The 15032-nt window shown below is 42.7% G+C and carries 11 protein-coding genes and 2 tRNA genes; 9 read left to right on the forward strand and 4 right to left on the reverse strand.

Annotated features, from left to right (window positions below; translation table 11 throughout):
- The first annotated feature begins 36 nt into the window (after window positions 1-36).
- Both GGE08_RS12910 and GGE08_RS12915 read left to right on the forward strand, forming a co-directional pair.
- The gene (locus GGE08_RS12910; protein WP_179385301.1) at window positions 37-1371 is read left to right on the forward strand and encodes a YfcC family protein; all 1335 of its coding nucleotides are present in this window, start codon (window positions 37-39) and stop codon (window positions 1369-1371) included.
- A gap of 43 nt (window positions 1372-1414) precedes the next feature.
- Window positions 1415-2182 (forward strand): DUF6090 family protein, encoded by a 768-nt coding sequence (locus GGE08_RS12915; protein WP_179385302.1) that lies wholly within the window; start codon window positions 1415-1417, stop codon window positions 2180-2182.
- Window positions 2183-2340: 158 nt separating this feature from the next.
- On the opposite strand, the gene GGE08_RS12920 is transcribed toward GGE08_RS12915, so the two are convergent.
- From GGE08_RS12920 to sppA, 3 genes are read right to left on the reverse strand one after another with little or no spacing between them, the layout of a single operon-like run.
- Entirely contained in the window at window positions 2341-5049 is a 2709-nt protein-coding gene (locus GGE08_RS12920) for an AsmA-like C-terminal region-containing protein (RefSeq protein WP_179385303.1), read from the reverse strand.
- Between the two features lie 35 nt (window positions 5050-5084).
- On the reverse strand, window positions 5085-5792 hold the full coding sequence (locus tag GGE08_RS12925; protein WP_179385304.1) for a queuosine precursor transporter: 708 nt from the start codon (window positions 5790-5792) through the stop codon (window positions 5085-5087).
- A 37-nt stretch (window positions 5793-5829) separates the two neighbouring features.
- Entirely contained in the window at window positions 5830-7590 is a 1761-nt protein-coding gene (sppA, locus tag GGE08_RS12930) for a signal peptide peptidase SppA (protein WP_179385305.1), read from the reverse strand.
- A 70-nt stretch (window positions 7591-7660) separates the two neighbouring features.
- On the opposite strand from sppA, the gene folK reads away from it, so the two are divergent.
- Window positions 7661-8806 carry a 2-amino-4-hydroxy-6-hydroxymethyldihydropteridine diphosphokinase gene (gene folK, locus GGE08_RS12935; RefSeq protein ID WP_179385306.1) on the forward strand — a complete coding sequence of 382 codons (1146 nt, stop codon included), beginning with the start codon at window positions 7661-7663 and terminating at the stop codon, window positions 8804-8806.
- Between the two features lie 115 nt (window positions 8807-8921).
- On the opposite strand, the gene GGE08_RS12940 is transcribed toward folK, so the two are convergent.
- Window positions 8922-9461, reverse strand: coding sequence for an RNA methyltransferase (locus GGE08_RS12940; protein ID WP_179385307.1), 540 nt, complete (start codon window positions 9459-9461; stop codon window positions 8922-8924).
- 254 nt (window positions 9462-9715) lie between these two features.
- Here GGE08_RS12940 and mutS point away from each other — a divergent pair, with 254 nt between their 5' ends.
- The 6 genes from mutS (at window position 9716) to GGE08_RS12970 (ending at window position 14942) form a co-directional block, all read left to right on the forward strand.
- The gene (gene mutS, locus GGE08_RS12945; RefSeq protein WP_179385318.1) at window positions 9716-12298 is read left to right on the forward strand and encodes a DNA mismatch repair protein MutS; all 2583 of its coding nucleotides are present in this window, start codon (window positions 9716-9718) and stop codon (window positions 12296-12298) included.
- Window positions 12299-12374: 76 nt separating this feature from the next.
- Window positions 12375-12447: transfer RNA gene (locus tag GGE08_RS12950), tRNA-Gly, on the forward strand.
- A gap of 56 nt (window positions 12448-12503) precedes the next feature.
- Window positions 12504-12588, forward strand: a tRNA-Leu gene (locus GGE08_RS12955).
- A 397-nt stretch (window positions 12589-12985) separates the two neighbouring features.
- Window positions 12986-13867: an AraC family transcriptional regulator gene (locus tag GGE08_RS12960; protein ID WP_179385308.1), complete on the forward strand. Its 882-nt coding sequence runs from the start codon at window positions 12986-12988 to the stop codon at window positions 13865-13867.
- Window positions 13868-13950: 83 nt separating this feature from the next.
- The gene (locus tag GGE08_RS12965) at window positions 13951-14613 is read left to right on the forward strand and encodes a peroxiredoxin-like family protein (RefSeq protein ID WP_179385309.1); all 663 of its coding nucleotides are present in this window, start codon (window positions 13951-13953) and stop codon (window positions 14611-14613) included.
- Between the two features lie 5 nt (window positions 14614-14618).
- Entirely contained in the window at window positions 14619-14942 is a 324-nt protein-coding gene (locus GGE08_RS12970) for an alpha/beta fold hydrolase (protein ID WP_179385310.1), read from the forward strand.
- Window positions 14943-15032 lie beyond the last annotated feature (90 nt).

Raw genomic sequence — 15032 nt, forward strand, 5'->3', positions numbered from 1 at the left:
CTTTATCCATTACCACCAAACCAAAAACCAGCTTAAATGAGAAAATTCCCAAATGCATTTGTCATTCTGTTGGGTGTAATACTTTTAAGTTGGGTATTTACCTATTTAATTCCCCAAGGAAGTTATGAGAGAATTGTGGACGCTGAAACCGGGGTGATTCGGGTAGTAAGCGACTCCTACACGCAAATCGACTCCAGTAGCCCTTCCTTTCTTGATTTTCTGGTCTCCATTCCCAAAGGTATTGCCGAAAGAGCTGAACTCATCGTTCTTATCCTGTTGATAGGTGGCTGTTTTTACCTCATTGAAAAAACGGAAACCTTTAACCATAGTTTGGTAAAATTGGTTTCTTCCTTAAAAGGAAGGGAGGATTTGGCACTTTTGACCGTAGCCATCCTATTCATCACGGGTGGTGTCACTATTGGGCTACAGGAAGAAGTCGTTGCTATGACCCCTATACTTTTGTTGTTCGGCAAAAGTTTGGGATACAATTCATTCACCATGATTTTTGCCAGTTACGGCTCATCCGTAGTGGGCAGTTCATTTAGCCCATCCAATCCTTTTGGGGTTCTTTTGGCACAAAAAGAAGCTGCCTTGCCCTTACTTTCGGGCAGTTCCTTTAGACTGGTCGTACTTTTAGGCGCATCCTTGGCTTGGATTTTATATCTTCTTTATTATGCCAAAAAACATAGGATCGAAAGAATACAAATGCCGACCCACAACAAAACTATGGGTGGTCGTAATAAAGCAATACTGCTGTTATTGGGTCTTACGTTTTCTATTGTAATTATTGGCATAGTTCAGTTTGATTGGGGGTTTAGTGAGATGTCCGCCTGTTTTTTTGCCCTTGGCATCCTCTCCGGCCTCATTGCAAAAATGGGATGGAACAAAACGGGGGAAACCTATATTGAAGGAATGAAAGAAATGGTATTTGCCTGCATCATACTTGGTTTGGCCAACAGTATTTCAATTTTATTGACGCAAGGAATGATCATGGATACTATTGTTAAAGTCCTATTTGGTCCCTTGCAGGGTTTCTCTCCCGCTGTCTCGGGAGTACTAATGATGATTTCACATGTCCTTTTGCATTTTCCAGTGCCCAGCTATTCTGGGCAGGCCATTTTGACCTTGCCCATTTTGGTCCCGCTATCGGACTTAGTCGGGCTTTCCAGACAGATATGTGTTTTGGCCTTTCAATATGGCGCTATAATGGGCGATATGATCGTTCCTACCAATGGAGCACTGATGGCCGTAATCGCAATAGCAAAAATACCCTATAATACATGGTTCAAATTTGCCATAAAACCCACGCTGTTAGTACTCCTCATCGGTGCCATTGCCATTGTTGCTGCCGTTTTTTTAGGATATCACTAATAACCATCATTTTTGTAGATTAGACACTGTTTTTTACCAGATCATGCTCAAAGTCTTTAGAAGAATACGAAAGAAATCCATTGCGGATAAAAAGGTCAGCAACTACTTGCTGTATGCCATTGGTGAAATCGTGTTGGTCGTCATCGGAATTTTGATTGCACTGGCCATCGACAATGCCAATCAACAAAGCATCAAACGGGAAAAGGAGCAAATTTACCTCATGGGACTCCGAGATGAGTTCGAGACCAGTCAGACCAAATTAAAAGAACTGATATCCTTCAACAGGCAAAGCTATGAGGATTCGAAGAAAATCTTGGTCTATATGGTCGACCCGGAGAACCTGCCCAATGAGCAAGAGCTCGCCAATTTGCTTTACAATGCCTTGGCCTTCGATATTTCGTTCAATCCCAACAATTCCCTTTTGATGGAAATGATCAATTCGGGAAGTTTAAAGGATATCGCCAATCCGCGCCTGCGCATCCTTTTGACCAATTGGATTTCCAACATCGAGGACATATCCAAACAAGAAATGATGCTGGCCAATGAACGGGACAAGATACTCGATATGTTCCGCAGCGAAGAAAACAGCATCAAAACGCTGTATGACCTCACTGGGGTTTCCGATGAATTAGGAATTCCCCCAAGTTCGGACCGGACAAGCAACCGGAACCTCCTAATGTCGAAAGAATTTGAGAACAATATGCTCATGTTCATCCTCACCAGTATCAAAACGGAAACTGTGCATTACAATCCTTTGATGCAAAGTATAGATGAGATTTTGAAAACCATTGATAGCGAAATCAACCCATAAAAAAAGCTGGCTAAAAATTGGCAATGTCTGAATTTTGTCCGGTTGAGCGTCCATCTGAAGTAGAGAGGCAGGCGAAACCTATTGATTACCCGTATATCCTAGGTTCTCGACTGCGCTCGAACTGACATATAATCCGCTTTTGAGATAGGCTACTTTCTTTAATTCACCGTATCCTTTTTCTTTTTCTTGAGGAGTCCGCCCAAAATGGATTTGGCAGCATCCTTTACCTCATCACCCTGTTTGGCTTTTGTAGAATCCGTTGTGGTGGTGTCCTTTTTTCCGCCTAAAATATTGCCGATGACATCCTTTACCCCATCGTTTTTAGTGTTGGTGGTATCGGATTCGTCCTTTTTAAAGACATCGGACAATAGGTCTTTGGCTTTTTCCTTACCCTGACCTATCAGTTTCTGCTTTTGCATCTCCACCAATTTGGTAGTCAAGGTTTTTACGCTGGACGTCAGGTCGGTACTCACGGATGGATTGGTGAAGTTCCCTCCAATGTTAGCCGTTACGGGAACGGTGACCTCTCCCAAACTCTGGTCGTTCAATTGTGCGATGAGCTTATTTACCTCCGAGCCCAAATATTTGGCAGGCACGTTCAGGGTTGCGGCGTAATCCATTTGCTTGTCGAAGGAGTGGCTACCGTTCACATCAATGGCAATGTCCTTATACGTAAGGGTAAAAGGCTTCACTTTAACCGTTCCATTATCAAAGGTCAATGCCGTTTTAAGGCCATCCAAGTTGATTTCCTTGGTGTCCAAAAAGTTGAGTTTACTGTCCAATGCCGAAACCAAGGGTGCCTTTTCGGCATCCAATTTTGGGGAAAGCAGTTCTGCCAGCAAATTACCTGATATGGTGGCCAAGTTTGGCGTAAAGTCTTCCTTCAAGTTCCCCGAAATCTTAATATCCGAGTTTAATTTACCCTGAATTGCCGTGGCCAAAGGAGTCAAGGTTTTCAATAATTCCAACCCTGCAAAGGACTCCCCAATGTTAAAGTTGTTCATGCCCAGGTTCATATCAAAGGTAGCGGTTTCTTGTTTGGTGGAAACGGACCCTGAAAGCCCCAAGGTACCCCCGAACAAATCGGAAGTCAAGTTTTTTACCGTTGCCGTCTCATCCTTGATGATCAAGGTTCCTTTGACGTTCTTCAGATTCAGGTTATCATAAACCACGGTGTTCGCAGCGGCATCGATGGTACAATCCAAAAACGACGGTATTTTGATGCGCTCCTCCCCTGTTGTGGTTGAACCCGTCTCCTTTTCCCCGTTTTCAGGTTCCGTATTATCCGCGGTTTCCTCCATCATAAAATCGTTCAAGGCAAACCTATTGGAGTTCAAGGTAAAGTTTCCTTCCACATTCTCATCATTGAACATAAAGCCCAATAAATTGGTCAATGTTCCCTTGGCCTCAAAATCAGTGCTGCCCGTTTTACCGGTAAAGGAATCCAAGGAGACCTTGTCCGGATTAAAGGAAACGGCCGCAGTGTTAATGGTCACAGGATTTTTAAGTTCCTCTGACGCATATTCAAATCCGGAAAGGGACGCCTTTCCCGTTGTTCTGGTATTCTGGTATTGCTTGTTCTCCAAAGAGGCCATATCGAAGGCCGTGGTAATGTCCGCATTCAGAATGCCCTTTAAATTGAAATCTTCGGGTACGGGATAGGCCTGCGAAATATTGGCCAAATTGATTCTTCCGTCCATGTGGGCGTTCACTTTGGTATTGCCCAACAACTCGCGGATATTGGCATTCAAATTGAATTTATCCTCGTCTATCAGGAAAGACAGGCGATTGATGTCCACATAGGTATCTTCCGTAATCCCTGTTTCGTTATTGATTTCCGTATCGATGTACACATTGCGAACCGATTTGGGCAAATCGGGATATTTGAAGGATGCATTCTCCGAATTGATGGCAATTTTGAAGGTTGGGATATGCTCATCGTCCACTACCCCTTTAAACTGTCCGTTTACCTCAAAATTACCTGTCGTCTGCACGGTTTCAATGTTCGCAGCGTAGGCCTCAGGAATCACCGCCAAAAAGTTCTTAAAGTCGGAAGAGGGTGTCTCAAAAGTAATGTCCACCTCCTGATTGTCTTCGTTGACCTTTACAAAGCCCTCGAATACCAAGGGCAACTGGTTTACCAAGGCCTTGTTCTCCAAAAAAGTATACTTGTTTTCGGTGAGATCGATACCGATCAAGGCGTCCAAATTGATTTTGTTCCTGTTCAAGTATTGGGTACTGTTCATTTCAAAGGACACCAAAGCATCAGTAAGAGTTTTAAGCTCCGATTGCTCCAAAGAGAGGTCCCCCGTTCCCGAGTGGTTCATCTCCAAAATATCCAATCTCATCCCGCTGGCCATGTCCCAGTACACTATTTCTGCATTGGAAATGGCGTAGGAGTTCAGGTTCAACGTAAAATTATCACCGGAAGCTTCTGTGGTAGCCGCGGTGGACGCTCCGCTTTCCTTGGTAATATCATAATTGGCATTGCCGTCCTTATCTGCTTTGATGAGCAATTTTGCGCCATCGATGTTCAGTGTTTTGATCTCAATAGGTTCTTCCGCAGATTTGAACAGCTCCTTGATGGACATGGAAAGTGCTATTTCCGATGAGGCAAACAAGGTATCGCCCTCAAACGGAGCCTTGTTGACCAATGATAAATTGGCGAGCTTTACATTCGCGTCCGGAAAGCTTCGGAGCAAACTCAAATCAGCATCCTCAAAATCAAAAGTGGCGTTGATGCTATTGTTGACTTTTGTTTTGATAATCTCCTCAATTTTGCCTTGAAGAAACAGGGGAACGGCGATAACGATCGCTAGTAGGACAAGTAGGGTTATGGAGGTAATCTTTAGGACTTTTTTCTTCATACTTCGGTGTTTTACAACAAATTAAAGGAGAAGTATCAATCCAAAGAAATTTCTTCCCCTATATTTAAGTTAAATCTTTTTCGCATCAGATATACGAAAAAATAGAGCAAAGGGGTGTCGAGAATGGCAATCATTACCTTGAAAATAAAACCACTGATCAGCAGTCCATAAAACTTGTCCCACGGCAACACGCCAAAAACGCACAACAGCCCAACCACCGTGAACGTGTCTATAAATTGGGAGGAAAATGTAGAAAAGTTGTTCCGCAGCCAAAGCATGCGACCATTGGTAAGCCGCTTCCAGAAGTGATAAATGGTAATATCGATATACTGCGCCCCCAAGTAGGCCAGCATGGAAGCCAAAACGCCCAATGGCGACAACCCAAAGACCGTGGTAAAGGTGGTATCATCGACCGGGGATGATGGAATGGCCAAGGAATAGTTGGCCACCAAAATAATGGTCATAGAGAAGAAAGACGCAAAGATTCCTGCTGTCACCACCTGATTGGCCTTTTTTTGGCCGTAGATCTCGGAAATTAAATCGGTGATCAAAAAGGTAATGGGATACGGCAAAATACCCACCGAAAGCTCAAAAAGCGGAGCTCCAAATACCTCCACATCCCCAAAAGGGCTCCACGAGAAAAACTTTTGAAAAATAAGGTTGGACACCACCAGTGAGGTAATGAACAACGCCCCGAGATACAGATATATGGAAAATGCTAACTTCTTGTCCTTTTGCGTCATATGTGTTTGAAAAGCCCTTAAGCCTTGGTTGGAAAATCTACTTAATGTTTAAACTGAAGGGCATCTTGGCCTGAATGCCTTCTTGTTTGGTAAATTGCTTGAACTCCTTTAAAACTTGGTAGGCCTCGGTTCCAATTTCTTCTTGTATGATGGATTCCCCGATCTTGGTTTTGGCCGAACCAAAATCTTCCATGAACAGCTCAAAATCGGATTTGTATTTAGGATACTTGCGCAGCCCGTAGGATTCCAGACCAGCCATTTCTGCCGCGGCTTTGACCGCATCGTCCAAACTTCCCAATTCATCTACCAAGCCAAGTGCCTTGGCATCAGTTCCGCTCCAAACCCTGCCCTGTGCCACTTGGTCCACTTGCTCCACCGTCATATTTCGGCCTTTGGACACGCGATCTAAAAAGGTTTGATAAGTCTCTTCGATACTTTCTTCAAGGACCTGCCTAAAGGTATCCGTCATGGGCTCAAAAAAGGAATAATCCACTGAATTTTTGTTGGTACCTACCTGCTCGGCATTGATACCAACGTTTTCCGCCAATTGGTTGACGTTCGGAATGGTTCCAAAAACCCCTATAGATCCGGTAATGGTCGTGGGCTCGGCAAAAATTTTGTCCCCTCCTACGCCAATATAATATCCTCCGGAGGCCGCAATGGTTCCAAATGAGACCACTACAGGCTTCTTTCGTTTGGCCAATTGCATTTCTCTCCAAATGATATCGGAAACGAGAGCACTTCCACCAGGAGAGTCCACTCGGAGTACAATCGCCTTTACACTCTCATTGTCCACTGCTTTGTGGAGGGCATCCACGATAAGTCCTTGCCCAACATAATCCTTTCCGCCTTCGCCTCCCAAAATTTCTCCCTGGGCATAAATAATGGCAATTTTATCGGAACCTGTTCGGATTTTCTGTTTGTTGGCCTTTTGTATGTAATCCCTCAACCCAACATATTCCACGTCCTCATCTTTGGAAAGTCCGATTTTCTCCCTCATCAGGTCTTCGTATTCATCAAAGTACAGGGCGCCATCCACAAGTCCGGAAGCGACGGCATATTCAGGGGTCCGCCCTCCAAGAGTATCGGCTATTTGGTTCAGGTCTTGAGGCGAAAGGTTTCTGGATGCTGAAATATCGTCGACCATCACGTTCCAAATGGAAGAAATGAGCTCTTTTATCTGGGCACGGTTTTCCTCGCTCATGGTGTCGGACAAAAAGGGCTCTACCGCACTTTTGTACTTTCCATGGCGTATGACCTCCATTTTGATTCCTGATTTTTCCTGCAATTCCTTATAAAAAAGCACTTCGGTGGCCAATCCCTTAAAGTCCATCGCACCTACCGGATTAATGTACACCTCATCTGCCGCACTGGCCAAGTAATAGTCGCGCTGCGCATACACATCAGCATGTGCCACCACGAACTTTCCGGAAGATTTAAAATCGATTAGGGCGTTGCGTATTTCACGGGCTTGGGCCATTCCTGCCTGTAGAAATCCAGTGGTGATGCTTATGCCCTCAATATGGTCATCGTTTTTGGCAACTTCTATGGCATGTAAGATTTCATCCAATCCCAGCTCCGCTGTCCAAAGTTCGGCAAAGGGATCGTTCGCATCCTTTCCCGTATAGTCCAAAATCGGTGTTATAAAACTGATCTCCAACACCGAGTTGCGTTTGACCACAACACCATCATCCGCACTGCCCACCAAGGCCATAAAAATAAAGAACATGCCCACAATGATCATAAAGGCCATTAAGCTCCCCAAAATTGAGGCAAGTAGGTTTCTTAAAAACTTCATGCAATAAAAATTTAATACGTATCAAAGATAACCAATGTAGGAATGTTTTGTTTACTTTGTTTCTTCGATTATGGGCAGAAAGCAAAAGGTATATCTTTCATTGGGAAGCAATTTGGGAAATCGGCATGCGAACCTCCAAAAGGCCATTTTTCGCATTCGGCAAAAGGCAGGTTCCATCTTGGATATTTCCTCCGTTTACGAAAACCCGGCGGTCGGATTCGACGGGGAACCTTTCCTGAACATTGTCATTTCCGTTTTGACTCCCCTGCCACCAAAGGAATTACTGGATACCATTTTACAGATTGAACGGGATTTCGGCCGAATCCGAAATGAAGGCGGTGGGTACCGCTCCCGCACACTGGATATTGACATTATTTATTACGGGTCGGAGGTCATTAACCATGATGATCTGGTGGTTCCCCACCCCCACATGCAGCACCGGAACTTTGTTCTAAAACCTTTGGCCGATATTGCCCCGCAATTTTACCACCCCGTGCTGTCCAAGGATACGCGGAACCTATTGCAAGAATGTAGTGATCGAAGCCAATTCACCAAAACAAAGCACAAACTGTTCAAGGACAGGTCGGGGCTGTTTTCACAACTACAGCTCATCGCCATAGAAGGCAACATTGGTGCCGGAAAAACCACCTTGTCCAAAATGATCTCGGATGACTTCAACGCCAAATTGGTATTGGAACGCTTTGCCGACAACCCTTTTTTGCCCAAATTCTACGAGGACCAGGCCCGCTATGCCTTTCCACTGGAAATGTCCTTTTTGGCGGATAGGTATCAACAGTTTATGGATGACACCTCCCAGTTCGACCTTTTCAAGAATTTTATGGTAAGTGACTACGATATTTTTAAATCGCTGATTTTCGCCAAGGTCACCCTGCAAAAAGAGGAGTTTAACCTATACCGAAAGGTTTTTAGTTTTATGTACAAGGAGGTGAAAAAGCCTGAAATTTATCTCTATCTCTACCAAAATACCGAACGGTTGTTGGCCAATATCAAGAAAAGGGGGCGCGATTATGAACAAAACATTGCCCCTGAATATTTGGAAAAGATCAATCGTGGGTATTTGGATTTTATCAAAAGTAACCCCACACAGAACAGTATTATTCTGGATGTGGGCGAACTCGACTTTGTTAGCCACCCCGAGGATTACGAATTCATCATACAAAAACTGGAAGACCACATCCTTTCCTCAAACTTTTAAGAGAATTTTTAGAAAATGTTTGGATATAACGAATGGTTTTATTTTATTAGCACCCTCAAATTGAGAAACTAACTAACTCAGACTTTACATAGGGCCCTGTTTTGCAGGGCCTTTTTTATTTTTTGGCATTTTGTTTGGACCATAAATCCCATACCACTACCCCCGCGCTCACGGAAATATTCAGGGAATGTTTGGTCCCGAACTGGGGAATTTCCAAAACGGTATCGCTAGCGTTGACCACTTCCTGTGAAACCCCCTTCACCTCATTTCCAAAAATCAAAGCAATGGTTTTCGTTGCGCCAACCTCAAAATCGTTCAACATAACAGCATTCTCCGCCTGCTCCACAGCAACAGTTTGTACTCCTTGCTGTTTAAGTTCCCGCACCACCTCCAAAGTGTCCTTTCGGTATTCCCAATCCACGCTTTCGGTGGCGCCCAAGGCCGTTTTGCGAATATCCTTGTGCGGTGGGGTGGCCGTAATGCCACAGAGATAAATCTTTTGGACCAAAAAGGCATCGGCCGTTCGGAATACGGAGCCAATATTGTTCAAACTTCGGATATTGTCCAAAATGATGATGATGGGTGATTTTTTTGCTTCCTTGAAACCATCCACATCCAACCGATTTAACTCACTATTTTCCAGTTTTCGACTCATTTTTTAAACATTGGGGTCAAAATATCAACAAAAATTTTTGATGGCTGATGAAAACTATATATTCGTTTGCAGCAGACACATGGCTTGGTCCTATTTGATTTCATCTTCGGTGAAGTCGAAAGATTGACAATAACATCTCGACTGCGCTCGATGTGACAATGAATTCCGTAATGATAAATTCCCAAGCAGGGCAAAAATAACAGAATTAAATCGCTTTGGCAGCCAAGAAAAAGAATACAAAGGTTACCCCGTTAATGCAGCAGTACAATGCCATCAAGGTAAAACACCCGGATGCGCTGTTGCTGTTCCGTGTGGGCGACTTTTATGAAACCTTTGGAGAGGACGCGGTAAAGGCCGCCAAAATTTTGGGCATTATCCTTACCCACCGTAACAATGGCGGGGACAAGACCGAACTGGCCGGGTTTCCGCACCACTCCCTAAACACCTATTTGCCCAAATTGGTGAAAGCGGGACAGCGCGTGGCCATCTGCGATCAGTTGGAAGACCCCAAACAGACCAAAAGCATTGTAAAGCGCGGCGTCACCGAATTGGTGACACCCGGAGTTGCCTTGAACGATGACATCCTCACCGCCAAGAACAACAACTTTTTATGTGCCGTCCATTTTGGGCGCAGCAAGTTGGGTGTTTCCTTTTTGGACATTTCTACCGGGGAATATTTGTGTTCGGAAGGTTCGGTGGAACAGGTGGACAAACTGCTTCAAAACTTTTCGCCCAATGAGGTATTGGTTTCCAAAAACCACAAAAAGGATTTTGTGGAATGCTTTGGCAAGCACTTTCACAGTTTCTTTTTGGAAGATTGGATTTTCCAAGAGGATTATGCCGAGGAACGCTTGAACCAACATTTTGGCACTAAAACCCTAAAGGGTTTTGGCGTAGACCATCTCAACCACGGTATCATTGCCTCTGGGGCGGTGCTGCACTATCTCTCCGAGACCCAACACAGCCGTCTTCAGCACATCAATAGCATACAGCGCATTGCCGAGGAGGAATATGTATGGATGGACCGTTTCACCATTCGTAACCTGGAACTCTATCATTCTGCACACCAGAATGCGGTGACCTTATTGGACATTATCGACAAGACGCTGTCCCCCATGGGTGGACGCCTGTTAAAAAGATGGTTGGCCCTGCCGTTAAAAAATGTGGAAAAGATTCGGCAACGCCATGAAGTGGTCGCCCATTTAAAAAGCGAGGAGTCCCAATTGAACAGGATTCAGGGCCACATTAAGCAGATGGGCGATCTGGAGCGTTTGATCTCCAAATTGGCCACGGGGAAGATCAACCCCAAAGAAGTGGTCCAACTCAAAAACTCTTTGGAAGCGGTGGTGCCCATCAAACAATTGGCCCTCAACAGCTCCAACGCCTCCCTACAACATATCGGGGAAAGTTTAGACGATTGCGAAGCCCTTCGATCCAAAATAAAAGAGGTACTCAATGAGGAGGCCCCGGTGAACATTGCCAAAGGCAACACCATCGCCGAGGGTTATTCGGAAGAACTGGACGAATTGAGGGGACTGGCTTTTTCCAGCAAGGACTATTTGGATAAAATGTTGGAACGGGAAACCAAGGAAACCGGTATCACTTCCCTAAAAATCGCTTCCAACAACGTTTTTGGATATTATATTGAAGTTAGGAATACCCACAAGGACAAGGTTCCTGAGGGTTGGATTCGCAAACAAACCTTAGTGAATGCAGAACGCTACATCACTGAAGAACTAAAGGAATACGAGTCCAAAATCTTGGGTGCCGAGGAACGCATCTACCATTTGGAACAGCAGCTTTTTGAACAGTTATTGGTATGGATGCAGGAGTACATTGCCCCCGTACAGCGAAACGCACACCTGATTGCCCAATTGGATTGTCTTTGTGGCTTTGCGCAGTTGGCCAAAGAGAACCATTATGTGGAGCCTACCGTAAACGATTCAACCTCTATTGACATCAAGGAAGGTAGGCACCCCGTCATCGAAAAGCAATTGCCCATTGGTGATGCCTATGTGACCAACGATGTGCTTTTGAACCGCGAAGAGCAACAAATCATTATGATCACGGGGCCGAACATGAGCGGTAAATCGGCGCTCTTGCGTCAGACCGCATTGATCGTGCTCTTGGCCCAGATGGGCAGTTTTGTACCTGCGGCCGAGGCCCGTTTGGGCGTGGTAGACAAAATTTTTACCCGCGTTGGGGCAAGTGACAATATTTCGATGGGCGAATCGACCTTTATGGTAGAAATGAACGAGACCGCCTCCATCTTGAACAACCTATCGGAAGGCAGTTTGGTGCTCTTGGACGAAATAGGTCGTGGTACCAGTACCTATGACGGTATTTCCATCGCTTGGGCCATTTCCGAGTACTTGCACGAGCACCCGGCCAAGGCAAAAACACTGTTTGCGACACATTACCATGAGCTCAATGAAATGACCAACACCTTTCCTCGCATCAAAAACTACAACGTTTCGGTCAAGGAATTGGAAGACAATGTGCTTTTTTTACGGAAATTGGTGCCCGGAGGCAGCGAACATAGTTTTGGAATCCATGTGGCCAAAATGGCGGGAATGCCGCAACAGGTGATTCAAAAGGCAAACAAAATCCTTAAAAAACTGGAAAAATCGCACTCGAGCGAGGAGATGACGGACAAACTGCAAGCTTCCCAAAACGAGATGCAGTTGAGTTTTTTCAATTTGGACGACCCCTTACTGGAAGAGATCAAGGAAGAAATTTTGCACTTGGACATTGATACACTGACACCTGTGGAGGCATTGATGAAGCTGAACGAGATCAAGCGGTTGTTGAGCAAAAAGAAAAAGGCATCTTCCTAAAAAAATTCTTTTATTTTAATAGAAATATTATAAATTTGCATCCGCGCTTGGGAAAAGTGAAGCGTTCTTTAAAAATGCGAAAATAGCTCAGTTGGTAGAGCATCACCTTGCCAAGGTGGAGGTCGCGGGTTCGAATCCCGTTTTTCGCTCGACTTCGACTCCGCTCAGTCACCACGGGTGGAGTTTTTTTTTACATACAAGTCCTGCTCGAGTGGTGGAATTGGTAGACACGCCGGACTTAAAATCCTGTGGGCATTTTGCCCGTGCGGGTTCAAGTCCCGCCTCGAGTACAGAAAAACCCTGCAAATCAATGGATTTACGGGGTTTTTTGTTTTTAAAAGATGCCTTATTCCAAATTTTTAGTCATCCATCGGACTTCTTACGTTTAATAAGGTGGGTTGAGAGACTTGGGTGTAAATCATGGTAGCCGATGACAATATCCCTTCGGGAATGCAAAACCACGCACGCAGTGCGCTCCCCTTTTGCTGATCGCCATCAATGGGCCTTGTACATTCCACCATATAACCAACGTATGTTTTTCCTATCTTTAACTGGAGCGACAAGCAAAAGCTAAAGCCATCAACCACACTTATACCGAATGAGGCGAAACGATGGCTCCCCGTGGGGCACGCCTCACACGCCATAAACAAGGCCCGTTGTAGCTAATTTGCGATCTGAATCGTTTTAATGAAAAATAAAATAGAAAATATCCACTTTTCTCGGTTTGTTAATCAGTCTATACCTTTTGAAATTCTTTCAATTAAAGAAATCTATGATAAATTTGATAAGATTCATTTTGATTTATCTAACCCACATAGAATCGAATTCCATGCGCTTATTATAATAACAGAAGGCGTAAGTAAGCATGAAGTGGATTTTAAAAATGAAGCGCTTTCCCCTGGTACAGTTCTTCCTCTAATAAAAGATCAAGTACATGCATTCAACAAAGAGCTTACCGTAAAAGGTTATGTTATTTCATTTGAAGAAAATTTTATTACACAATATTTAAACGAGAAAAACCTTTTCCATTTTTTACACATTTACCATTCACCAAGCATCCTAATTGCTAAAGAAAATTTAATGCTGTTGAATCCATTTTTAAAAAGCCTTAAAGATTTGCAAAACGACTCTAACACTAATCTAAAAGCCGAAATTGTGAATTCCGTTTTTATGGCTTTGCTATTTCAAATCAAACGTCTATCAATCTATCAACATAAAATTTATAAAAGTCAGCGTTTTAAAAACTTTATCCTTTTTAAACAATTAATTACGCAGTATTACAAGGAAACTCATAATGTAAATGATTATGCTAATAGGTTATCTGTTTCCTACAAGTATTTAAATGATATATGTAAAGAAATAAGCCAAAAAACCGCCAAAGAATTTTTAGATAGTTGGCTATTGTTAGAAATAAAAAGAAATATTTCTGAAAATAAATACACTTCTCAAGAGATTGCCTATAAAATGGGCTTTAACGAGCCCTCTAACTTCATTCGTTTCTTTAAAAAGTTCACGGGTTTTACACCAAATCAATTTCAACAAAAAACTGGTAAAATAAACCTCGGTTAGATATTGACTATCTAAAATCTCAAATAGATATTCATTTAATACTTGTTCTTTTAAATCTTTGTATCAAATAAAAAAGGATACATATGAGTCTTAAAGAACAACTAAAACAAATGAAAGAGGCAACCTTAGAGCGCATGCCTCAATCAATAATTCAGGTTTTTGAAAACAGTATTGATGAAATCAAAAAAAACGGATTAAAAGAAAAAGCCCTTAAAATTGGAGACAAAGTTCCGGATGTACCACTAACAAATATTGACGAAGGTACTGTCCTTCTAAGTGAACTACAAAAAACAGATTATCTAATCCTAAATTTTTACAGAGGTGGATGGTGTCCGTATTGTAATATGGAACTACGGGAATATGAAAGGTTAAGAGAAGACTTTAATCAGTTAAATACGGATATAATAGGTATTAGTGCAGAAAGAATAGAACGTACTAGCCAGACCCCTCATAAGAATGCATTGTCTTTTCCTGTACTTACTGATGTAAATGCTCAATTGATGAAAGAAATAGGAATTGTATTTCAATTAGACAAAGCATCAAAACAAGAGTATATCAATTTTGGAATACATCTAGATGAAATTCATGCTAATAGTAGTTTCGAATTACCTGTACCTGCTGTTTACGTAATAAATAAGGATAGAGAAATAGTATATGTCCATATAGAAGAGGACTATATGACAAGGCTAGAGCCTTCAATCTTATTAGAATTTATAAGAAATAAATCAGTAAAAGCTGAATTTTAAGTTTAATGAAGCATCAACGCAATATAAATATAAAAACATTAATCTATACAATAATCATAGGTCTACTTTTTAGCGCGTGTTCTAAAACGGAAAAAAGTAGTGCTCTTAAAATTGAAAATAAAATGAATAAACAAACATCAAAAATTATCAATATTGACAATCTCTCCGTTTTCTATAGAGAAGCAGGAGATAAAAACAAAGAAACAATTCTCCTTTTACATGGTTTTCCATCATCGTCATATATGTATTCAGAACTTATTAATGAACTTTCTAATAATTATCATCTCATAGCACCTGATTATCCTGGTGTAGCCTTCCCTTTTTTGTAGCCTTCCCTAAAAATAGGACAGTTTAAAATTCAGATTTTCTAACTTTAAATTTTAACTGTCACATGAAAAAAAGCAAGTTTACCGAGAGCC

Origin of the sequence: Allomuricauda sp. ARW1Y1, assembly GCF_013407935.1 — a bacterium.
GTDB lineage: Bacteria > Bacteroidota > Bacteroidia > Flavobacteriales > Flavobacteriaceae > Flagellimonas.